Here is a 22,015-nt window from a genome sequence, read left to right as displayed (position 1 = left end):
AGCATTTCGGCGCGGCCATCGCTCGATGGACCGCGCCGAATGTGTTTTGGGCGCGCGGTTTTCGCGCCCGCTCCACAAGGTATCAAGCGGGATCAAGCGGGATCAAGCGGAATCAAGCCGTCGTGCTGCGGCGCTCGCTGCCGTTGCCGGGCGGGCGCGAACCCGAATCGCCGCCGAGGCCCGGCAGATCGCCGTCCGGCACGATGCCGTCGCCGTGCGCGGTGTCTTCCGGGCCGCCCGCGTGCTGGCGGACCGACCAGCTCACGCCCGCCATCAGCAGGACGATGGCCGCGATTTCGAGCCCGCGCGGCAGGCGGTGGTCGTAGATGAAGCCGTAGAGCAGCGCGAACAGCGTCTCGAACACGATCATCTGCCCGGACAGCGTGAGCGGCAGGCGCTTGGCGGCGGCGTTCCAGAGTCCGTTGCCGAGCCACGACGCGCCGATCGCCAGCACCAGATTGAGTTGCCAGAACGTGGTCCAGCGGCCGTCGGCGACGGTTGCCTGCACCGCGCCGGACGGCAGGACCAGAATTACGAGCCAGAGCAGCGCGCCGAGCGCGCCCGTCACCACGCCCCAGAGCACCGACCACTCATTGCCGCCGAAGTGGTCGTTGCGCTGCAGGTAGCGTGCGTTTTCGACCGCGAACCACGTCCAGCAGACCAGCGCGCCCAGCGCGCAGCCGAGCCCGGCGATCTTGGTCAGCACGCTCGCGTGGTCGGACGTATTGGCCGTGAACACATCCACGTTGATGCAGACGATGCCCGCCGCGATCATCGCGAGCGGCCAGACGAGCTTGGAAAGCGGCACGGCGCCGTGGTCGCCGCGGCCCAGATAGGTGACGGTCACCGGCAGCACGCCAACGATCAGCGAAGCGGGTGCGATGCCCACGAGATGGATCGCACTGGCGAGAAAGAGGTAATAGAGCAGGTTGCCCATCAGCGCGAGTTTGACGAGCGCGATCAGGTCCGCGCGCGTGATGCGCGGCCAGACGCGGCGCAGCATCGGCATGAGCGCCGCGAGCGAAACGAGCCCGTACATGACATAGCGCCCGGCGCTCAGCAGCAGCGGCGAAAACTCCGGCAATTGCCGGGGCACCAGAAAGACGGTTCCCCATAACGCACCGGCCAACACGCCGTACAACACACCACGCTGCATTTCACTTGCCTCCGCTTCGGCTTTGCTTGAACGCGCTGATCGCGCACCGGCGGCCCGCATGGCCGCACAGAATGGGTGCCAGCATAGCGGGGCGGCGCGCGCGCGTCTTGTTCAATCCTGCACCGGGCCGCGGCGCGATCGAGTCGGAGTGAAATTCGGGTCGAATTCCCGGTGCGTGCGCCCTTCAAAACTTCGCGGAAATCCCAAATTCAGCGCTAAGCTACTGTAGGCACTGATGATTTCCAGGGCGGTATCCCGTATAATCTGCTTTTGCGCCTATAGGATTTGCCATGCGTCTGATCCAGAAAGCACTCACGTTCGATGACGTGCTCCTCGTTCCCGCCTTCTCCGACGTTCTCCCGCGCGACACCAGCCTGAAAACCCGGCTGACCCGCAATATCTCCCTGAACATTCCGCTCGTGTCGGCCGCCATGGATACCGTCACGGAAGGTCGTCTGGCGATCGCCATGGCGCAACAGGGCGGCGTCGGTATCGTCCACAAGAACCTCACGCCGGCCGAGCAGGCGCGCGAGGTGGCGAAGGTGAAGCGTTTCGAGTCGGGCGTCGTGCGCGATCCGATCACCGTGCCGCCGCAGATGAAGGTCGCCGACGTCATCGCGCTCTCGCAGCAGCATGGCATCTCGGGCTTCCCGGTCGTGGAAGGCGCGCAACTCGTCGGTATCGTGACGAACCGCGACCTGCGCTTCGAAACCCGTCTCGACGAACCCGTGCGTTCGATCATGACGCCGCGCGAGCGCCTCGTCACCGTCAAGGAAGGCACGCCGCTGGCCGAAGCCAAGTCGCTCATGCACAGCCACCGCCTCGAGCGCGTGCTGGTCGTGAACGAAGCGTTCGAACTGCGCGGCCTCATGACCGTGAAGGACATCACCAAGCAGACCGAACACCCGGCCGCCTGCAAGGACGAGCACGGCAAGCTGCGCGCGGGCGCGGCAGTCGGCGTCGGCCCGGACAACGAAGAGCGCGTCGAACTGCTGGTGCAGGCCGGCGTCGACGTCATCGTCGTCGATACGGCGCACGGCCACAGCAAGGGCGTGCTCGAGCGCGTTCGCTGGGTCAAGCAGAACTTCCCGCACGTCGAAGTCATCGGCGGCAACATCGCCACGGCTGACGCTGCACGTGCGCTCGTCGAGTACGGCGCGGACGGCGTGAAGGTCGGTATCGGCCCGGGTTCGATCTGCACGACGCGTATCGTCGCGGGTGTGGGCGTGCCGCAGATCACGGCCATCTCGAACGTCGCCGAAGCGCTCAAGGGCACCGGCGTGCCGTGCATCGCCGACGGTGGCGTGCGCTACTCGGGCGACGTGTCGAAGGCGCTGGCCGCCGGCGCGAACGCCGTGATGATGGGCAGCATGTTCGCCGGCACCGAAGAATCGCCGGGCGACGTGTTCCTGTTCCAGGGCCGCCAGTACAAGTCGTACCGCGGCATGGGTTCGGTCGGCGCGATGAAGGACGGCGCGGCGGACCGCTACTTCCAGGACAACTCGGCGAACATCGACAAGCTCGTGCCGGAAGGCATCGAAGGCCGTGTGGCCTACAAGGGCCCGATCAACGCGATCCTGTTCCAGATGATCGGCGGCGTGCGCGCCTCGATGGGCTACTGCGGTTGCCGCACGATCGACGAACTGCATACGAAGGCGGAGTTCGTGCAGATCACCGGCGCCGGCTTGAACGAATCGCACGTGCATGACGTGCAGATCACGAAGGAAGCGCCCAACTACCACGTGGACTAAGCCCTGATGAAGCCGCTGCTGCGCATAGTGCTGATTGTCGATGCGTTGACGTTGCTGGGTTTCGGCGTGCTGTTTCTGCTCACGCCGTGGACCTCGCTCTACAACGCGTTGCAACTCGTGCAGGCGCAGCCGGCGCTCATCGGACAGGCGTTCGGAGTGGTGCTGGTCGGTTTCGCGTGGCTTGCGCTGCGCGGGGCCATCGACGGTGCGCTGACCGCCACGGTCGGGCGTACCGCGGGCCACGTCAACTGGATCGCGGGCGTGCTGATGCTGGTCTGGCTGATCGGTCTGCACGAGCCGCGGCTCACGGGCTTCGGTCAACTCGTGGCGGGCGCGGTCGGCGTCTGGCTGATCATCGTCGGACTCGGCGGTGCGCGTCTCGCGGGCGCGGTGAAACAGCGCGATCGCGTGCTGGCTTCCGAAGCCGCTGCGCAGGAACGCGAAGCGCGTGCGGCGGCGAAAGCCCGGCGCGACGAGCCGGTCGTCTATGCGAAGCCGGTTTTCGTGCGCGAGAAGACGGCGCCTGCAGTCGAGCCGGTGGTGGTCGAGCCGGTTGCGCCCTTTGCGCCCGACACGCACGTTACGCCCGTTGCCGCATCGACAACGGCGCCGCATCCGGTGGCCGAAGCCGCGGCATCGGCAGAAGCCGAGGACGCGCGCCTCACCGCGCGCGACGAAGCCGCCGACGCACCGAGGCCGCCGCTGCGTGGCTAAGGCCCGCGCAACCGGTCACCGTTTCGACAGACGCAGTCCGCCTTGTAGTGCGCCGTGCAGTACGCCTTGTCGCGTATCGTGTAGTACGCCCGACAGTCTGCCCGAACCGCGCCGCTCCACGGCGGCAAGGTTCCGCGCCCCGGTCCGAAAAATTCATGCCGCGCGCCATGCTCAGCCAGCGCGCGGCTTTCTGTATCCGTTCTTTTTGAGGTCTCGTCCGCTGCCATGCATGACAAAATCCTGATCCTCGACTTCGGTTCGCAAGTCACCCAGCTGATCGCGCGCCGCGTGCGCGAAGCCAACGTCTACTCGGAAATCCATCCGTACGACGTCGACGACGCGTTCATCCGCGAATTCGCGCCGAAGGGCATCATTCTCTCGGGCGGCCCGAATTCGGTTACCGAAACCGACACGCCGCGCGCGCCGCAAGCCGTGTTCGAACTGGGCGTGCCCGTGCTCGGCATCTGCTACGGCATGCAGACGATGGCCGAGCAGCTCGGCGGCAAGGTCGACGGCGGCCATCTGCGCGAATTCGGTTACGCCGAAGTGCGCGCGCGCAACCACACGAGCTTCCTGAACGGGATCGAAGACTTCCGCACGTCGGAAGGCCACGGCATGCTCAAGGTGTGGATGAGCCACGGCGACAAGGTCATCGAAATGCCGGCGGGCTTCCAGCTGATGGCGTCGACGGAATCGTGCCCGATCGCGGCGATGGCCGACGAGGCGCGTCACTTCTACGGTCTGCAATGGCACCCGGAAGTCACGCACACGGTGCAGGGCCGCGCGATGCTCGAGCGCTTCGTGCTGGGCATCTGTAACGCGAAGGCCGACTGGGAAATGGGTCACTACATCGACGAAGCCGTCGAAGCGATCCGCAAGCAGGTCGGCAAGGAGCACGTCATTCTCGGTCTGTCGGGCGGCGTGGATTCGTCGGTGGCGGCGGCGCTGCTGCATCGCGCGATCGGCGACCAGCTGACCTGCGTGTTCGTCGATCACGGCCTCCTGCGTCTGAACGAAGCCGAACAGGTCATGTCGATGTTCGCGGACAACCTCGGCGTAAAGGTGATTCACGTCGACGCGAGCCAGGCGTTCATGTCGAAGCTGGCGGGCGTGACCGATCCGGAAGCGAAGCGCAAGATCATCGGCGCGGAGTTCGTGGAAGTCTTCCAGACCGAAGCGGGCAAGCTGACGGACGCGAAGTGGCTCGCGCAAGGCACGATCTATCCGGACGTGATCGAGTCGGCGGGCAAGGGCAAGAAGGGCGCGCACACGATCAAGAGCCACCACAACGTCGGTGGTTTGCCGGAAACGTTGAACCTGAAGCTGCTCGAGCCGCTGCGCGAACTGTTCAAGGACGAAGTGCGCGAACTGGGCGTGAAGCTCGGCCTGCCGCACGACATGGTGTATCGCCACCCGTTCCCGGGCCCGGGTCTGGGCGTGCGGATTCTCGGCGAAGTGAAGCGCGATTTCGCGGACCTGCTGCGTCGCGCGGACGCGATCTTCATCGAGACGCTGCGCAACACCATCGACAAGGAAACCGGCAAGTCGTGGTACGAGCTGACGAGCCAGGCGTTCGCGGTGTTCCTGCCGGTGAAGAGCGTGGGTGTGATGGGCGATGGCCGCACGTATGAATATGTCGTCGCGCTGCGCGCTGTGCAGACGCTCGACTTCATGACGGCGCATTGGGCGCATCTGCCGCACGAGCTGCTCGGCCATGTGTCGAATCGCATCATCAATGAAGTGCGCGGCATCAACCGTGTCGTGTACGACATTTCGGGCAAGCCGCCTGCGACGATCGAGTGGGAATAATCCCGTTCTAACCGACGCGTTCGCGCGTCGGCGTCAACAAAAAACCCGCGCACGGATCTCGATCCGGCGCGGGTTTTTTGTTGGCGGCATTCGTATCTCCTACAGAATCCGATTGCCTCGTACTTATTCGATTTTGCCCTTGCCCAAGGGGCCAAAACGCAATCTTCCCTCATCTGCGGCATGCAAATGAGATAAAATTGTGTATCCGCACGGGACTTATCCCCAGCGAGCCGGCTTCACGCTCCGCTCACGCCTCCAACGGCATCGCGCTCGTACCCTTGAGTTCATCGAGGCAGACAATCGAATGCACGCTGCTCACGCCAGGCGCGCGCATGAGCGTGTCTAGCAGGAATTCGGACAGCGCCTTGAGATCGCGCGCCACCACTTTCAGTACGTAGTCGATATCGCCGGTCACGGAATAACACTCCTGCACCTGCGGCAACTGCGCGACGAGTTCCTTGAACTTCATGAGCTCGCGCATGTGCCCGCGCTCCATCGTCACCTGAATGAACGCGACCACGCCAAAGCCAAGCGCTTGCGGGTCGAGGCGCGTCTCGTAGCGCTTGATCACGCCCAGCTCTTCGAGTCGGCGATGGCGTCTGAGCGTCTGGGCCGGCGAGAGCTTCACGGCGGCGGCCAGCTCGAGGTTCGAGGCGCGTCCGTGCTGCTGAAGCGCGGCGAGTAGCCGCAGATCGATGGGGTCGAGGGCGATGTTTTGCACTTTTCTTGCTCGGGATAAGTTCAATGCGAAACGAAATTGTACCAATCAGGGTTTGCCTGCGTATCAGATGAAATCATATTTTTCCCCGTCGCCTATACACTGGGCGCACCTGACGGGCTTGTCGGACGCGACCGACGGTCTCGTAAGCGCGCCAGCGCAGAAGGTTGCGCGCGCAATTTTATTTCGCGCGGCCGTGCAGCGTGCCCACCCGGACACCTCACGGGCGCATCGATAAAGAAGAGACAGGAAGAGACATGGTTTCCCACGATACAAGCGGCGCACGCGGTCAGCAGGACGCGAACGGCCACCTCAAGCGCGGCCTCAAGAACCGTCACATTCAACTGATCGCGCTAGGCGGCGCAATCGGCACAGGACTGTTCCTCGGCATCGCGCAGACGATCCAGACGGCCGGTCCCTCGGTGCTGCTCGGCTATGCGATTGCCGGCGTCGTCGCGTTCTTCATCATGCGGCAACTGGGCGAGATGGTCGTCGACGAGCCCGTCGCCGGTTCGTTCAGCTATTTCGCCGATAAATACTTCGGCCCGTTCGCAGGCTTTCTCTCCGGCTGGAATTACTGGGTGCTCTACGTGCTCGTGAGCATGGCGGAGCTGTCGGCGGTCGGCATCTACATGCATTACTGGTGGCCGACTTTGCCGACGTGGGTGTCGGCGCTCGGCTTCTTCGTCGTCATCAACGGCATCAATCTGGCGAGCGTCAAGTCGTACGGCGAGCTCGAATTCTGGTTCGCGATCATCAAGGTGCTGGCTATCGTCGGCATGATCGCGTTCGGCGGCTGGCTGCTGCTCTCGGGCTCGGCTGGGCCGGAGGCGGGCGTGTCGAATCTGTGGCGTCACGGTGGGTTCTTCCCGCACGGCGTGTCGGGTCTCGTGATGTCGATGGCCGTTGTGATGTTCTCGTTCGGCGGTCTCGAACTGGTCGGCATCACCGCCGCCGAAGCGGACGATCCCTCGCATACCATCCCGCGCGCGACCAACCAGGTCATCTACCGCATCCTGATTTTCTACGTCGGCGCGCTCGGCGTGCTGCTCTCGCTGTATCCGTGGGAAAAAGTCGTGTCGGGCGGCAGCCCCTTCGTGCTGATCTTCCACGCGATGAACAGCAATCTCGTCGCGCACGTGCTCAACGTGGTCGTGCTGACGGCGGCGCTCTCGGTCTATAACAGCGGCGTGTACTGCAACAGCCGCATGCTCTACGGTCTCGCGCTGCAGGGCAACGCGCCGCGCGCGCTGCTCAAGGTGAACAACCGCGGCATTCCGCTGGCGGCGCTCGCCGTGACCGCGGTCGCGACGGCGGCCTGCGTGCTGATCAACTACTTCATGCCGGGCAAGGCTTTCGAACTGCTGATGGGTCTCGTGGTGTCGGCGCTGATCATCAACTGGGCGATGATCAGCCTGATCCACCTGAAATTCCGCCGCGAAAAAGCGCGTGTGGGCGAGACGACGGCGTTCAAGAGCCTCGGCTATCCGCTCACGAATTACGTGTGCCTGGTGTTCCTCGCGGGCATTCTCGTTGTAATGTATTTGATTCCGGATCTGCGCATTTCCGTGTATCTGATTCCCGTGTGGCTGGCCGTGCTCGCCGCCGCGTATCGTTTCTGGCGTCGTGGCGCGGCGCCCGCGCTGCAAGGCAGCGTGCCGACGCGATAAGCGAGTCGACAAGCTGCGCCGGCCACTTCGTAACCTGCTCATCAACGAAACAAGCAACCGTCATGTTCGAACATATCGATGCCTATCCCGGCGACCCGATTCTCTCGCTCAACGAGAACTTCCAGAAAGATCCGCGCCAGAACAAGGTCAATCTGAGCATTGGCATCTATTTCGACGATGACGGCCGCTTGCCCGTGATGCAGGCCGTCCACGCAGCGGAAGCGGCGATTCTCAACGAGCCGGGTCCGAAGCCCTATCTGCCGATGGCCGGTTTCGCGCAGTATCGCGATGCCGTGCAGTCGCTCGTGTTCGGCGCCGAGTGCCCGTCGCGCGCGGCGGCTCGCATCGCGACCGTGCAGACGCTCGGCGGTTCGGGCGCGCTCAAGGTCGGCGCCGATTTCATCAAGCGCTATTTCCCGCAGAGCCAGGTGTGGGTGAGCGATCCGACGTGGGAAAACCATCGCTTCATCTTCGAGCGCGCGGGCTTCGAAGTGAACACGTACCCGTACTACGACGAGGCGACGGGCGGCCTGAAGTTCGACGCGATGCTTTCGGCCATCGACGCGCTGCCCGCGAAGAGCGTGGTGCTGCTGCACGCGTGCTGCCATAACCCGACCGGCGTCGATCTGAACGACGCGCAGTGGGTGCAACTGATCGACGTGCTGCAAAAGCGCGATCTGCTGCCGTTCGTCGATATGGCGTACCAGGGCTTCGGCGCGGGTCTCGACGCCGATGCGTTCGCCGTGCGCGAACTCGGCCGCCGCGGTGTGCCGGCGCTGGTCGCGAACTCGTTTTCGAAGAACTTCTCGCTGTACGGCGAGCGTTGCGGCGGTCTGCATGTGATCTGCGAAGACGCTGCGGCTGCGGATCGCGTGCTGGGTCAACTGACCGGCGCGGTGCGCTCGAACTACAGCAATCCGCCGACGCACGGCGCGAAGATCGTCACGCGCGTGCTCTCGACGCCGGCACTCAAGCAATCGTGGGAAACCGAGCTGGCGGCCATGTGCGAGCGCATCGCGCGTATGCGCGTGAAGATTCACGATGGCCTCAAGGCGCACGTGAGCGGCGAGGCGCTGGAGCGCTACGTCAAGCAGCGCGGCATGTTCACGTACACGGGGCTGAGCGCGGAGCAGGTCGATCGGCTCAAGGAAGAGTTCGGCGTGTACATCCTGCGTTCGGGCCGCATGTGCGTCGCCGGGCTCAATGAGAAGAACGTGAGCGTCGTGGTCGATGCGGTTGGCAAGGTGCTGAAGGACTAAGCGCCGAATCGATCGACGGAACACAAGCAGGGCCCCGTGAAAGCGGAGCCTTTGCTTTTTAGAAGCGCATGCCGGTGCCGCACCCGCCGGCGACGCCGCCTCCGCTGCCGCCCGCCGCGCCGCAGAACACGCCGCAGCCGCTGAGGCTGGCGGCGATCAGCAGGCCGATTGCGACCAGACGCGCGTTGCGCGCGAGCGCCGCGCGCAATCTAACCGGATTGTCATGAAAACTCGTGTTTCTCGTCATGGCGTGCGCACCGAAGAAAATTGAGCGGCGGACGCGTCGATCCTGCGCCCTGATCTGCCACACTAACGCCGTCTGCGGCCCGACGGCATCAGACGTATCCGGTTTTTCGGCATTTGTCTGATTTGATGCGCCTCGCATCAAACGGAGCGCCTGTCAACCTGTAAGAGCTTGACGTGTCACACGACAGACGCCGACGGTCTTCCAGGTCTTACCCTGATAGAATGCGTGGGCCGCAACGTAGTGGATTGCCGATGAAATTGCTTGATGCCCTCGTCGAACAACGGATTGCCGCCGCAGCAGCGCGCGGTGACTTCGACGATCTGGATGGCGCACGCGCGCCCCAGGAACTCGACGACGACCCGTTCGTGCCCGATGACGTCCGGGTCGCGAACCGCATCCTGAAGAACGCCGGTTTCGTGCCGCCCGCGGTCGAACAACTGCGCGCGCTGCGCGATCTCCAGGAAGAACTCGCCAAGGTCGGCGACAACAAAGCCGCGCGCTGCCGCCTGCGCGCGCGCATGCTCGCGCTCGACATGGCGCTGGAGTCGCTGCGCGGCGGCCCGATGGTCGTGCCGCACGAATATCGCCGCCGGATCGCCGAACGCCTGTCCGAACGCGCGGCAGGCGAGGGCGGCTTCGCGGCGGGCAGCGCGTGAGCGTCGCTCCGGGCGCCACGCCGCCCGACGAGACGGCGCAGCCGGGCGTCAGCGCTGAACCGGCTGCCGCTGTCGACCCTTCAGTCGCTCCTTCAGTTGCCCCTTCAGCCGATCATTCGGCTGCCCCCTGCGCCGCGCCTCAACCCGATCCCGTCAGCGACCGCGACCGCCATTTCATGCGCCTCGCGCAAGCCGCCGCCGACGAAGCGCGCGCGGCCGGCGAAGTGCCGGTCGGCGCGGTGCTGGTGCGCGGCGACGAGGTGATCGCCACGGGTTTCAATCATCCGATTGGTACGCACGACCCGTCGGCGCACGCGGAAATGGCGGCGCTGCGCGCGGCCGGCGCCGCGCTGGGTAACTACCGCTTGCCCGGCTGCGAACTCTATGTGACCCTAGAACCGTGTCTGATGTGCGCGGGCGCCATCATGCACGCCCGCATCTCGCGCGTCGTGTACGGCGCGCGCGACCCGAAGACGGGTGCGTGCGGCAGCGTCGTCGACGCCTTTTCGAACGACCAGCTCAATCACCACACGAGCGTGATGGGCGGCGTGCTCGAAACGGAATGCGGCGACGCGCTGCGTGCGTTCTTCGCCGAACGCCGTCGCGCCAGCCGCGAAGCGCGGCGCGCAGCGGCGGAGCAGGCCAGCGGCGACGCCGTTGGCACGCAGCCCGACGACAACCCGTCCTGACTCCGCTCGCCGCGGTCCGGCGAGCCTCCACCGCCTCGAACATGATCAAGCATCGCACCATCGAACTGATCGCGCCGTCGGGCTATCCGCATGATCCGGCGGCGGTGCATCGCGGGATCGCGCGTCTGCGCGCCGAAGGTCACCGCGTCGAGAACGTCGAAGCCACCGAGCGCCGCTTTCAGCGCTTCGCGGGCACCGACGGACAGCGCGCCGCCGAACTGAACCGTCTCGCGGATCCCGCGCGCGCGTTGCCCGACATCGCGCTGGCGGTGCGCGGCGGCTACGGTGCGGTGCGCGTCCTGCACGGACTCGACTACGAAGGACTGCAGCGACGCCTGACCGATCAGCCGATCGCGCTCGTCGGCCATAGCGATTTCACGGCGATCCAACTGGCGTTGTTCGCGCGCGCGGGCATCAAGACATTCGGCGGCCCGATGCTGCTCAGCGACTTCGGCGCGGAAACGCTCAGCGGTTTCACGATGCGCCACTTCTGGGACGTGCTGACGAAACCCGAGTACACGCTCAAGGTGAACGCGCCGCAGGCGCAGCAGGCCGACGTGTCGGGCATGCTCTGGGGCGGCAATCTGGCCGTGCTCACCTCGCTGATCGGCACGCCGTATATGCCGCCGGTGGAGGGCGGCATCCTCTTCGTCGAGGATGTGAACGAGCAGCCGTTCCGCATCGAACGCATGCTGTATCAGCTGCATCTTTCGGGCATCCTCGCGCGGCAGAAGGCGCTCGTGCTCGGCGATTTCTCGGGCGGCAAGCCGTTCGACTACGACAACGGTTACGACCTGCACGCAGCGGTCGAACAGATTCGCTCGATAGCGGGCATTCCGGTGATCACGGGCCTGCCGTTCGGCCATATCGCCGATATGGTCACGCTGCCGTTCGGCGCGCAGGCGCAGTTGAGCGCCCACGCGCATGGCTTTGAGTTGCAGATGAGCGGGTATCCGCATCTTGGCTGATCGACGTGACTGCAAAGCGCCTTCGGGCGCTTTTTTTGACGTCATATTCGCAACTAACGGCCAATAAATAACGCACCAGAGCGATGTCCAAGGAACCGACTCGACGCTAAATTGTTGACAAAAAATTGGGCTATTGTGGGGCAGTGGATCACCATGAATGTGCGATTCGCCCCGTATTGACGCGGCTTTCACCGTTGCGATGCATGGGTGATTTGCGTCGACGTGGGTATCTTCCCCAGGTTGGCCGATAAAATTGTTGACAATCTTTATGTCCAAACTAGCATACCCAACATCAAGGTGACAGACATGCGAAACACCGAAACCGACACCGAAGCCGACGCGACCGGCACGAAGCCCGAGGCAATCGCCGCGCGTATCCGCGCCGCCATCCTCGAGCATCGTCTGCCGCCTGGCGCGAAGCTCACGGAAGCGCAGTTGTGCGAAGTGTTCGGCGTGAAGCGCGGGCCGATCCGCCAGGCGCTGGCGCTGCTGGCCACCGATCATCTCGTCGATCTGGAACCGAACCGGGGCGCGTTCGTCGCCAGCCCGTCGCTTCAGGAGGTCCACGAGGTGTTCGAGATGCGCCGCATCATCGAACTCGCGGTGGTGGAGCGCATTTGCAGCGCGCAGCACGGCAACCGGCGGCTGAAGAGCATCGGCGAGACGATCCGGCGCGAACGCAAGGCGTTCGAGAGCCGGGACTTTCCGGCGTGGATTCGCCTCTCGGGCGAGTTCCATACGGCGCTCGCGACGCTCACGGGCAACACGGTGCTGTGCGACTGCCTGAACGGACTGGTGGCGCGCTCGACGCTGATTTCGGCGCTCTACGAATCGCCGGGACGCAGCCCTTGTTCGTACGACGATCACGAGGCCATTTTGACGGCGCTCGAAAGCGGCCAGTCGCAGGAAGCGGCGGCGCTGATGGTGCGGCACCTGCAGGGCGTCGAGCTGAAGATGCTCGACCGGCCGGCGGGCGCATCGGTCGATTTGCAGGATGTGTTCGGCACGCGCGAGACCGCGGCGTCCGGACGTTGAACCAGACGCCCAATCGGGCAGGGCGGCGAGCGTTGCAACGCGCAACCGCCGCCGCATAAAAGATCGAAACAGAGCAACCCAAGGGATTCAAACGATCGTGATGCGCACGCCGCCAGGCGTTCTCCGCACGCGTATCGGCATGACGGTGGGCACGGCGATCAGGGCGCGCGCAAGCGGCGACCGGCGCGGTGCGCAGCACGCGGCGCCAGGCCCGTGCATTCGCAGGGAATCATCGCGGCGGCCGCATCGTGCGGCGCGGCGCGCGTGTCGAGGCGTTCAGGCGTCTTTTTCCGTCGGCGTATCCATCCCAAGGAGCGGGTCATGGCTCAGTTCAGCGCATCCCCAGGCAGTCCGGCAGTGCCCGGTTTCGATTCAGGCGAAAGCGGTAACAGCGGCGATGGCGCCGACAATCTGAGGATCCCGGCCGGCTACAGCGAGCGGCTCTACAACCACGATCTCGCGCCGCTCAAGGAACAGACCTGGGGCGCGTACAACATCTTCGCGTTCTGGATGTCCGACGTGCACAGCGTTGGCGGCTACGTGTTCGCGGGCTCGCTGTTCGCGCTCGGTCTCACGAGCTGGCAGGTGCTGGTCGCGCTGATCGTCGGTATCTCGATCGTCAACGTGCTCTGCAATCTCATCGCGCGTCCGAGCCAGCGTCACGGCGTGCCGTATCCGGTCGCGTGCCGCGGCACGTTCGGCGTGCTCGGCGCGAATATTCCCGCCGTGATTCGCGGCCTCATCGCGGTGGCGTGGTACGGCATCCAGACCTTTCTCGCGTCGAGCGCGCTCGTGATCGTCGTGCTCAAATTCTTCCCGCAACTGATGCCGTATGCCGACGTGCACAAGCACGGCATGTTCGGCCTTTCGACGGTCGGCTGGGCCGGTTTCATGACGCTCTGGGTGCTGCAGGCGTTCGTGTTCTGGAACGGCATGGACACCATCAAGAAGTTCATCGACTTCGCGGGCCCGGCGGTCTATGTGGTGATGTTCGCGCTTGCGGGCTACATGGTTTATCGCGCGGGCTGGCAGAACATCGGCCTGAATCTCGGCGGCGTGAAGTATCACGGCGCCGAAGTGATTCCGGTGATGATCACGGCGGTCTCGCTGGTGGTGTCGTATTTCTCGGGGCCGATGCTCAATTTCGGCGACTTCTCGCGCTATGGCAAGTCGCTGCGCAGCGTGCATCGCGGCAACTTCTGGGGCTTGCCCGTCAACTTCCTCGCGTTCTCGCTGGTCACGGTGATCACGACTTCGGCGACGCTGCCGGTGTTCGGACAACTGATTACCGATCCGGTCGAAACGGTGGGACGTATCGATCATCCGACCGCCGTGATCATGGGCGCGCTGACGTTCACGATCGCGACCATCGGCATCAACATCGTCGCGAACTTCGTGTCGCCCGCGTTCGACTTCTCGAACGTCGCGCCGCGCCTCATCAGCTGGCGTGCGGGCGGCATGCTCGCGGCGGTCGCGTCGATCTTCATCACGCCGTGGAATCTGTTCAACAATCCGGCCGTGATTCACTACACGCTCGACGTGCTCGGCGCGTTCATCGGACCTTTGTATGGTGTCCTGATCGTCGACTTCTATCTCGTGAAGCGCGGCCGTCTCGCGGTCGACGACCTTTACTCGGTGTCGCCGAAGGGCGCGTACTGGTACAGCAACGGCGTGAACTGGCGCGCGGTCGCGGCGCTGCTGCCCGCTGCCGTGATCGCGGTGCTCTGCGTGATGGTGCCGTCGTTCGGCAATGCGGCGAACTTCTCGTGGTTCATCGGCGCGGCGCTCGGCGCGCTGTTCTATCGAGCCTTCACGATGGGCGAACGCGCCCGCGCGCAGGCCTGAGCGCGGGAAAGACGCAAGAGACGAAGGAGACGAAGGAACTGCCATGCGTATCAAACTCATCAATCCGAACACCACGCAGCGCATGACGGCCGCCATGGAGCAGTGCGCGCGCACCGTCGTCGCGCCGGGCACCGACGTGGTGGCCGTGAGCCCGACCATGGGACCGCCCTCGATCGAGGGCTATTACGACGAGGCGCTCGCGACGCCCGGTCTGCTCGCGGAAGTGGAGGCGGGCGAGCGCGAAGGCTACGACGGCTACGTGATCGCCTGTTTCGGCGATCCCGGTCTGTACGCCGCGCGCGAACTGGCGCGCGGGCCGGTGGTGGGCATCGCGGAGGCGGCCATGCATGCGGCGAGCGTGCTCGCGCCCGGCTTCTCGGTGGTGACGACGCTCTCGCGCACCCGCGCGATGGCGTGGCATCTGGCCGAGCGCTATGGCATGACGCGGTTCTGCCGCAACGTGCGCGCGATCGACGTGGCCGTGCTCGAACTCGACGAGCCGGGCTCGGCGGCGCGCCGCGCGATCGTCGACGAATGCCGGCGCGCGCTCGAGGAAGACGGCAGCGATGCGATCGTGCTCGGCTGCGCGGGCATGACGAGCCTGTGCGCCCAGGTGGAGGACGCGCTGGGCGTGCCCGTCGTCGACGGCGTGACAGCGGCCGTGAAGTGGGTCGAAGCGCTGGTCGCGCTGCGCCTGACGACCGCCAAGCGCGGCGACTTCGCGCGGCCGCTCGCCAAGCGTTACGACGGCGAATTCGCCCGCTTCAGCCCGACCAGCCCCGCGAGCGCGACGGACACGCCGCCGCCGGTGCGCCCGCTGCGCTACGGGTAAACGCGTGTCCGGCGAGCGTGCCAGCCGGGCGCGGCCCGCCCGGCTCATACACCTCGCTTGACCCGCACTATCTGAGCGTGCGTATGGGCGCGGCCTGACGATTTCGCTACACTGGGCCGGTCCGTGAAGCAGATCGCCGTCGAATCCCGCAAATCCTTGTGGCGCAAGGCTTGCAGGCGGGTGGTACCGGTATCGCGCGGACCCGGAAGCCGTTTTCAGCGTGTGTTTCATCCTCACCATTCGATTGATTCGACCAGCATGCCACTCGATCCCCACTATCCCCGCGATCTGATCGGTTATGGCCGCCATCCGGTGCAGGCCAACTGGCCCGGGCGCGCGCGCGTCGCGGTGCAATTCGTGCTCAACTACGAAGAGGGCGGCGAGAACTGCGTGCTGCACGGCGATCCCGCGTCCGAGCAGTTTCTCTCCGAGATCGTCGGCGCGGCCGCGTATCCGTCGCGTCATATGAGCATGGAGTCGATCTACGAATACGGCTCGCGCGCAGGCGTGTGGCGCATCCTGCGCGAGTTCGAGAAGCGCGGTCTGCCGCTGACCGTGTTCGGCGTGGGCATGGCGATCGAGCGTCATCCTGAAGTCGCGCGCGCATTCGTCGAGCTGGGTCACGAGATCGCGTGCCACGGTTATCGCTGGATTCACTATCAGGACGCGACGCCGGAACTCGAAGCCGAGCACATGAAGCTCGGCATGCAGGCGATCGAGCGCGTGACGGGCCAGCGCCCGCTCGGCTGGTACACGGGGCGTGACAGTCCGAACACGCATCGTCTGGTCGCCGAATACGGCGGCTTTCTCTACGACTCCGACAATTACGGCGACGACCTGCCGTTCTGGATGGACGTGGCGATGACAGGCGGCAAGACCTCGCCGCAACTGATCGTGCCGTACACGCTCGACACCAACGACATGCGCTTCGCCACGCCGCAAGGCTTCAACACGGCGGATCACTTCTTCACCTATCTGCGCGATGCGTTCGACGTGCTCTACGAAGAAGGCGACGAAGCGCCGAAGATGTTGTCGATCGGCATGCACTGCCGTCTGCTCGGACGTCCGGGGCGCTTCCGCGCGCTGCAGCGCTTTCTCGATCACATCGAAAAGCACGAGCGCGTGTGGGTCACGCGCCGCGTGGATATCGCACGCCACTGGCGCGAGCACCATCCCTATCAACTGCAACAGAACGAGAACCGCGGGGCCGCCGCATGAAGGCAATGCACTACACCCTCGACCAGCTGAATCAGGCCTCGACCGACGCCTTCGTGGCGGCGCTCTCGGGCATCTTCGAGCATTCGCCCTGGGTGGCCGAGGCGGCCGCGCAGCAGCGCCCCTACGCGAGCATCGACACGCTGCACACGACGATGTCGAACGTCGTCGAAACCTCGGGCGAAACGCGCCAGCTCGCGCTCATCAACGCTCACCCGGAACTCGCGGGCAAGGCGGCGGTGCGTGGCGAACTGACCGCCGAATCGACGCGCGAGCAGAGCGGCGCGGGCCTCAACCAGTGCACGCAGGAAGAGTTCGACAAGCTGCAGTCGCTCAATCGCGCGTATCGCGAGAAGTTCGGCTTTCCGTTCATTCTCGCGGTGCGTGGCTACGACCGTCACGGCATCATCGCGAACTTCGAGGCGCGCGTGAACAACAGCCGCGCCGACGAAATGCGCGCGAGCCTCGACCAGATTTATCGCATTGCGCGCTTCAGGCTGGATGAGCTGATCGACGCGTGACGTGGCGATGCGCTCCGGCAGCCGACGCGGAGCGCAGCGCCTTTTTGAACCACAGAAAAGATACGAAGGAAGACAAAGATGGCACTCCCGACTCTCGACCCCAACGCACCTGACTTCACGCGCCGCTACGTGAATCTCGCGGACCCGCGTCTGGGCGCGCAGGCGCTCGAGGCGAGCGACGACTTCTTCGCGCCGAAGGAGCGCATGCTCAATCCGGAGCCGGCCGTCTTCATCCCTGGCAAGTACGACGATCACGGCAAGTGGATGGACGGCTGGGAAACGCGCCGCAAGCGCACGACGGGCTACGACTGGTGCGTCGTGAAGCTCGCGCGTCCGGGCGTCATCAAAGGCCTCGATCTCGACACGAGCCACTTCACGGGCAACTATCCGCCGGCGGCGTCCGTCGAAGCCGCGCATGTGCCGGACGGCGCGCCCAACGGCTCGACGCAATGGACGGAAATCGTGCCGTCGATGTCGCTGAACGGCAACAGCCATCACTACGTGGAAGTCGGCAGCGACAAGCCGTTCACGCACCTGCGCGTGAACATCTATCCGGACGGCGGCATTGCGCGTCTGCGTGTCTACGGCCAGCCGCAACTCGACTGGCAGGGCGCGAGCCGCACGGAACTGTTCGACCTCGCCGCGATGGAAAACGGCGCGTATCTCGTCGGCGCGAACAACCAGCATTTCGGTCTCGCCTCGACGATTCTGATGCCGGGCCGCGGCGTGAACATGGGCGACGGCTGGGAAACGCGCCGCCGCCGCGAACCGGGCAACGACTGGGCGATCATCGCGCTCGCACAGCCGGGCATCATCAAGAAGATCGAAGTCGATACGGCGCACTTCAAGGGCAATTATCCGGATCGCTGCTCGTTCCAGGCCGCGCGCGTGGTGGGCGGCACGGACAGCTCGCTCGTGACGCAGGCGATGTTCTGGCCCGTGCTGCTCGGCGAGCAGAAGCTGCAAATGGATAACCAGCACTACTTCGAAAGCGAACTCGCGGCGCTCGGCCCGGTCACGCACGTGCGCTTCAACATCATCCCGGACGGCGGCGTGTCGCGCGTGCGTCTGTGGGGCACGCTGGCCTGAGCCGCATCATGAGCGATACCCGTACCACGCTGACCATCGAGCCGCTCACGCGCGAGGCGTTCGCGCCGTTCGGCGACGTGATCGAGCTCGAAGGCGCGAAGCAGATTCCGATCAATCTGGGCACGACGATCCGCTATCACGATCTCGCGAAAGTCGATGTCACCGACGAGAACGGGCGCACGCTGATCAACCTGTTTCGCGGACAAGCGCGCGTGCTGCCGTTCGAAGTGAAGATGCTCGAGCGCCATCCGCTTGGCAGTCAGGCATTCGTGCCGCTCAACGACAAGCCGTATCTCGTCGTGGTGGCGCCGGCCGGCGATCTCGACGTGTCGAAGATTCGCGCGTTCGTCACGAGCGGCTGGCAGGGTGTGAATTACGCGAAGGGCGTCTGGCATCATCCGCTGATCGCGCTGGGTGAGGTGAGCGATTTCATCGTCGTCGATCGTGGCGGCGACGGGCTCAATCTCAACGAGCAGGATCTGCCGGAATCGCTGTGGCTCACGCAGGAAGCGATGGAGGCGGCGGGGCGCTGACGCGGTGTTTTCGTCGTATGTGGTCGCTTCGCCATGCAAAAAGCCACGAACTCGCGTTCGTGGCTTTTTTGTTTGCTGCGAGGTGGCGCGCCCGCGAAGCCGCGAGCGCGCCACCGCAGGTCGATCAGAACTCGTAGCCGACCTGGGCGCGTGCGCCCGCGTCGCCGTTGTTCGTGACCGCTACGCCGACGTTCGCCAGCCAGTGCATATTGGCCGAACGATACGTGACGGCGACCGCTGCCGCGCTGCTGCCCTTGTAGTAGCCGCCGCCCGCAGCGACCACGGTCTTGCCCGGACCCGAAGGCGTCAGGTTAGGCATGGCCATGGCGGCTGCCACGCCCGCATACGCGTTCTTCTCGACCGTGTTGATCGAGCGCTGCAGGCTTTGCACCTGCTGGTTGAACGTGTTCGACTGCTGCGAGAGCGCGCTGTTCATCTGGTTGAGGTTGACCGCGTCCGTGCCCGACGTGCCCACCGCGACGTTGGTGATCTGCCGCTCCGAACCTTCCGAGCCCACCGACACCGCGCCTGCGCGGTCCGCAACCGAATTCGCGCCGATGGCGACCGAGCTTGCCGCCGTGGCCGACGCGTTGCGGCCGAGCGCAACCGTGCTCTCGCCCGACGCCACCGACGAATCGCCGATCGCCGTGGCGTTATTGCCCGACGCCGCCGCGCCGCCGCCGAGCGCGATGGTCTGGGCGTTCGTCGCCGACGCCGGACCGTTCGCGCTGTTGACCGAAAGCGCCGTGGAACCCGTCGTGGCGATGTTCTGCACGGCCTGGTTCAGCGCGTCGACCTGCAGGTTGGTCGCGAAGAGTTGCTGACCGGTTACGGCGTCGCGGCTCGTCGACGACAGATCCGCGTTTTCCAGACCGCCGAGCTTCACGTTGCCGCCCGTTGCGCTCGCCAGCGTGATCTGGTCGTGCGCATCCGAGTCGTAATGCACGGCGCCGGTGTCCGTGGCAGCGCTCGCTGCAACGTTCGTGTCGCTCGCGGCGAGCAGGGTGCGGTTGACTGCGGACATCTGCACCGCGGAGTTCGACGAGCCGCTCGCATGGATCGCGTTTCCGCCGCCCACGACATCGGCGAGATCGGCCGTGTTTTGCGTCACGCGGCTGTCGAGATTCGCGATGGCGTCGCCGACCGTGTTGACGACCGTGCCGCCCACCGAATACGACGGCGCGACGAACACACCCGCCGAATTGATCGACGCGCCGCCGCCCAGCGCGCTCACGACGCTGCGCATCTGGCCGACGTTGACGGCGTCGTTATCGGCCTGACCCGCCGCCATGTTGACGATGCGGCGCGTGTTGGCCTGGCTTTGCGCGGTGTAGGCATTGCCGTCGGCGTCATAGGCGGTGAACACGCCCGTTCCGTCGCTGCCCACGGAGACCGTGTTCGACTGGTTGGCCACGGAGCCCGCGCCGAGCGCCACGGCGTCCTTCGCGTTGGCGTAGGCCTGCACGCCGAGCGCCACGGCGTTCATCGCGGGCGTGTAGGCGCTCGAACCGATGGCGATCGAGCCCGCGCCGAAGGCGCGTGCGACGTCGGTGGGCACCGAGTTGCCCGAGTCGTTGCCGTAGCCCGCGACCTGCGAGTAGTACGCCGCGCTCTTATAAGACTCGTTGCGCCCCGAAGCGTCGACGCCGGAACCGCCGTTGACGTCCGAACCGGGGCGAGCGGCGAACAGCTGTTGACCGCCGCCGGCGCCAGGCATATGGGAGGCGACGATGTCGTAGACTTGCCCGACGTTAGCGGCGTCCGTGTCTTGCACGCCGTCGGCCAGGTTGCTAATGCGGGTGCCGATCGGCAGGTGGCCTTTATCGCGGTCCCCGTCGACGAAATACACGCTGTCGCCGACACCGGGGTTCAACACGATTTGCGGGCTGCCGGCGTCGATCGAACCTGGCACATAAGTCACGGCTGCATTGGTGACCTTGCCCGTGGTGTCGAACTGGAAGCCGGCCGAGGCCATTTGCGCCACGTTCACGGCCGCGCTGTCGGCAATGCCGTTCGCGAGACCCATGAGCTGACGCGCACCAGCCGTGCCCGTGAAGTCAACGTTCGCGCCGTCGGTGTCCTTCGCGACGGTGATGTCGCTCGTTGCATCGTCCTGTTGGACCAGCCCGACCTTGCCGTGCGTGATGTTGTACGTCAGGTTGTTGATCGTCGTCGTATTGACGCCGGTCTCCTGGATCGTGGCGTAGAGCTGCGAGCCGTTCACCGCATCCGTGGAATGCTCGCTGAGGCTGCCCGCCGCGACGTTGGAGATCGTGCGCTCCGCGCCCACGTCGCCGATGCTGAGCGTGCCGACCGGCGCCACGCCCGCGAAGGTGTAGTCGTTGTCGCCGATCGTGGCTTCCGTGGTGGCGACGACCGGAGCGGTCTTCGCGTTGGTGCCCAGTGCGATCGACAGGACGTCGGCCGCGACGGCGTTCTGGCCGATCGCGACGCTGAAGTTGGCAGGCGCGCTCGCGTTGTCGCCCAGCGCGACCGCGCTGACCCCGGTGGCGGTCGCGCCCGGGCCGACTGCCGTGGCGTGATACGCCGAGGCGAGACTGTTGCCGCCCACCGCGACCGCCGAGCCGCCGGTCGCCTGGCTGCCGAAGCCGACTGCCACGTCGTGCCACTCGGTGGCTGCCGCGTTCGCGCCGATTGCCACGCCGACATTGGCCGCGGCGTTCAAGCCGATCGCCACGCCGTACTCCTCGGCGTTCGTGTTCGCGCCGATTGCCACGCTGACATACCCGGGCGCGGCCGCGCCCGGGCCGATCGCGATCGCTTGGCTGCCCGTCGCGCCGTCGTTGTCGAAGTTGTCGGGGTTGTCGCTGTTCACGCTGAAATAGTGCAGCGACGAACCGACGACCTTCTTGTCGAGCGCATATAACTGCGCGCCGGTGACTGCGTCCGTGCTCGATGCGCTGAGGTCGCCGTCCTGCAGATTGGTGAGTTTGACGGGCGAAGCCGCACCCACGCCGCCGAGCGTGAGGGTGTCATGCGCGGGCGTGTCGTACAGCACGGCATCTGCGAGCGTGCCGTTGATGTTGGTGATGTCGCCCGCGATCTGGGTGACGGCCTTGTTCGTGGCGTAAAGCTGCGAGCCGTTGACGGCGTCGGTGCTCGCGCTTTCGAGCGCGCCCTCAGCAACGTTGGTGAGCTTGACCGGCGACGATGCGCCCGGGCCGCCGAGCGTGAGGGTGTCATGCGCGGGCGTGTCGTACAGCACGGCATCTGCGAGCGTGCCGTTGATGTTGGTGATGTCGCCCGCGATCTGGGTGACGGCCTTGTTCGTGGCGTAAAGCTGCGAG

Annotated in this window: 19 protein-coding genes; 15 read left to right on the top strand and 4 right to left on the bottom strand. The window is 65.4% G+C overall.

Annotated features, from left to right (window positions below; all coding sequences use genetic code 11):
- Positions 1 to 112 precede the first annotated feature (112 nt).
- On the bottom strand, positions 113 to 1,156 hold the full coding sequence (locus G3N97_RS09035) for a DMT family transporter (protein ID WP_205992909.1): 1,044 nt from the start codon (positions 1,154 to 1,156) through the stop codon (positions 113 to 115).
- Between the two features lie 290 nt (positions 1,157 to 1,446).
- On the opposite strand from G3N97_RS09035, the gene guaB reads away from it, so the two are divergent.
- The 3 genes from guaB to guaA all read left to right on the top strand — a co-directional run bounded on the left by guaB (position 1,447) and on the right by guaA (position 5,430).
- A complete protein-coding gene (gene guaB, locus G3N97_RS09030) occupies positions 1,447 to 2,907 on the top strand; it encodes an IMP dehydrogenase (RefSeq protein WP_205992908.1) in 1,461 nt (486 codons plus the stop codon).
- Between the two features lie 6 nt (positions 2,908 to 2,913).
- Positions 2,914 to 3,621, top strand: a complete 708-nt coding sequence (locus G3N97_RS09025; RefSeq protein WP_205992907.1) for a hypothetical protein — start codon at positions 2,914 to 2,916, stop codon at positions 3,619 to 3,621.
- Between the two features lie 225 nt (positions 3,622 to 3,846).
- Positions 3,847 to 5,430, top strand: a complete 1,584-nt coding sequence (gene guaA / locus G3N97_RS09020) for a glutamine-hydrolyzing GMP synthase (RefSeq protein WP_074984522.1) — start codon at positions 3,847 to 3,849, stop codon at positions 5,428 to 5,430.
- Between the two features lie 247 nt (positions 5,431 to 5,677).
- Here guaA and G3N97_RS09015 read toward each other — a convergent pair whose 3' ends face one another.
- Positions 5,678 to 6,151, bottom strand: coding sequence for an Lrp/AsnC family transcriptional regulator (locus tag G3N97_RS09015; RefSeq protein WP_065060148.1), 474 nt, complete (start codon positions 6,149 to 6,151; stop codon positions 5,678 to 5,680).
- Positions 6,152 to 6,405: 254 nt separating this feature from the next.
- Here G3N97_RS09015 and G3N97_RS09010 point away from each other — a divergent pair, with 254 nt between their 5' ends.
- Both G3N97_RS09010 and G3N97_RS09005 read left to right on the top strand, forming a co-directional pair.
- The gene (locus G3N97_RS09010; RefSeq protein ID WP_205992906.1) at positions 6,406 to 7,818 is read left to right on the top strand and encodes an amino acid permease; all 1,413 of its coding nucleotides are present in this window, start codon (positions 6,406 to 6,408) and stop codon (positions 7,816 to 7,818) included.
- 62 nt (positions 7,819 to 7,880) lie between these two features.
- Positions 7,881 to 9,077, top strand: a complete 1,197-nt coding sequence (locus G3N97_RS09005) for an amino acid aminotransferase (protein WP_205992905.1) — start codon at positions 7,881 to 7,883, stop codon at positions 9,075 to 9,077.
- 58 nt (positions 9,078 to 9,135) lie between these two features.
- On the opposite strand, the gene G3N97_RS09000 is transcribed toward G3N97_RS09005, so the two are convergent.
- Complete coding sequence (locus G3N97_RS09000; protein WP_205992927.1) at positions 9,136 to 9,465, bottom strand: hypothetical protein; 330 nt, start codon at positions 9,463 to 9,465, stop codon at positions 9,136 to 9,138.
- Between the two features lie 110 nt (positions 9,466 to 9,575).
- Here G3N97_RS09000 and G3N97_RS08995 point away from each other — a divergent pair, with 110 nt between their 5' ends.
- The 10 genes from G3N97_RS08995 to G3N97_RS08950 all read left to right on the top strand — a co-directional run bounded on the left by G3N97_RS08995 (position 9,576) and on the right by G3N97_RS08950 (position 18,707).
- On the top strand, positions 9,576 to 9,980 hold the full coding sequence (locus tag G3N97_RS08995) for a DUF1992 domain-containing protein (protein ID WP_065060145.1): 405 nt from the start codon (positions 9,576 to 9,578) through the stop codon (positions 9,978 to 9,980).
- Positions 9,977 to 10,669: a tRNA adenosine(34) deaminase TadA gene (tadA, locus tag G3N97_RS08990; RefSeq protein ID WP_205992904.1), complete on the top strand. Its 693-nt coding sequence runs from the start codon at positions 9,977 to 9,979 to the stop codon at positions 10,667 to 10,669. Before G3N97_RS08995 ends, tadA begins: the two co-directional genes overlap by 4 nt.
- A gap of 41 nt (positions 10,670 to 10,710) precedes the next feature.
- On the top strand, positions 10,711 to 11,637 hold the full coding sequence (gene ldcA, locus G3N97_RS08985) for a muramoyltetrapeptide carboxypeptidase (protein ID WP_205992903.1): 927 nt from the start codon (positions 10,711 to 10,713) through the stop codon (positions 11,635 to 11,637).
- Between the two features lie 306 nt (positions 11,638 to 11,943).
- The gene (locus G3N97_RS08980) at positions 11,944 to 12,672 is read left to right on the top strand and encodes a GntR family transcriptional regulator (RefSeq protein WP_205992902.1); all 729 of its coding nucleotides are present in this window, start codon (positions 11,944 to 11,946) and stop codon (positions 12,670 to 12,672) included.
- Between the two features lie 321 nt (positions 12,673 to 12,993).
- Positions 12,994 to 14,517, top strand: a complete 1,524-nt coding sequence (locus G3N97_RS08975; protein ID WP_205992901.1) for an NCS1 family nucleobase:cation symporter-1 — start codon at positions 12,994 to 12,996, stop codon at positions 14,515 to 14,517.
- A gap of 43 nt (positions 14,518 to 14,560) precedes the next feature.
- The gene (locus tag G3N97_RS08970) at positions 14,561 to 15,349 is read left to right on the top strand and encodes an aspartate/glutamate racemase family protein (protein ID WP_205992900.1); all 789 of its coding nucleotides are present in this window, start codon (positions 14,561 to 14,563) and stop codon (positions 15,347 to 15,349) included.
- Between the two features lie 258 nt (positions 15,350 to 15,607).
- Positions 15,608 to 16,567 (top strand): allantoinase PuuE, encoded by a 960-nt coding sequence (gene puuE / locus G3N97_RS08965; protein WP_205992899.1) that lies wholly within the window; start codon positions 15,608 to 15,610, stop codon positions 16,565 to 16,567.
- Complete coding sequence (gene uraD, locus G3N97_RS08960; RefSeq protein ID WP_205992898.1) at positions 16,564 to 17,085, top strand: 2-oxo-4-hydroxy-4-carboxy-5-ureidoimidazoline decarboxylase; 522 nt, start codon at positions 16,564 to 16,566, stop codon at positions 17,083 to 17,085. The genes puuE and uraD overlap by 4 nt, the downstream gene beginning before the upstream one ends.
- Before the next feature lie 78 nt (positions 17,086 to 17,163).
- Positions 17,164 to 18,174 carry an allantoicase gene (gene alc, locus G3N97_RS08955; protein ID WP_124262037.1) on the top strand — a complete coding sequence of 337 codons (1,011 nt, stop codon included), beginning with the start codon at positions 17,164 to 17,166 and terminating at the stop codon, positions 18,172 to 18,174.
- An 8-nt stretch (positions 18,175 to 18,182) separates the two neighbouring features.
- A complete protein-coding gene (locus G3N97_RS08950; RefSeq protein ID WP_205992897.1) occupies positions 18,183 to 18,707 on the top strand; it encodes an ureidoglycolate lyase in 525 nt (174 codons plus the stop codon).
- A 124-nt stretch (positions 18,708 to 18,831) separates the two neighbouring features.
- On the opposite strand, the gene G3N97_RS08945 is transcribed toward G3N97_RS08950, so the two are convergent.
- Positions 18,832 to 22,015: YadA-like family protein (locus G3N97_RS08945; protein ID WP_205992896.1), on the bottom strand; the 3,184-nt coding region annotated here is incomplete at its 5' end.

The sequence above is a fragment of the Paraburkholderia sp. Ac-20347 genome (assembly GCF_017104805.1).
In the GTDB taxonomy this organism is placed as follows: Bacteria; Pseudomonadota; Gammaproteobacteria; order Burkholderiales; family Burkholderiaceae; genus Paraburkholderia; species Paraburkholderia tropica.
This window is presented reverse-complemented; position numbering and strand designations above follow the sequence as displayed.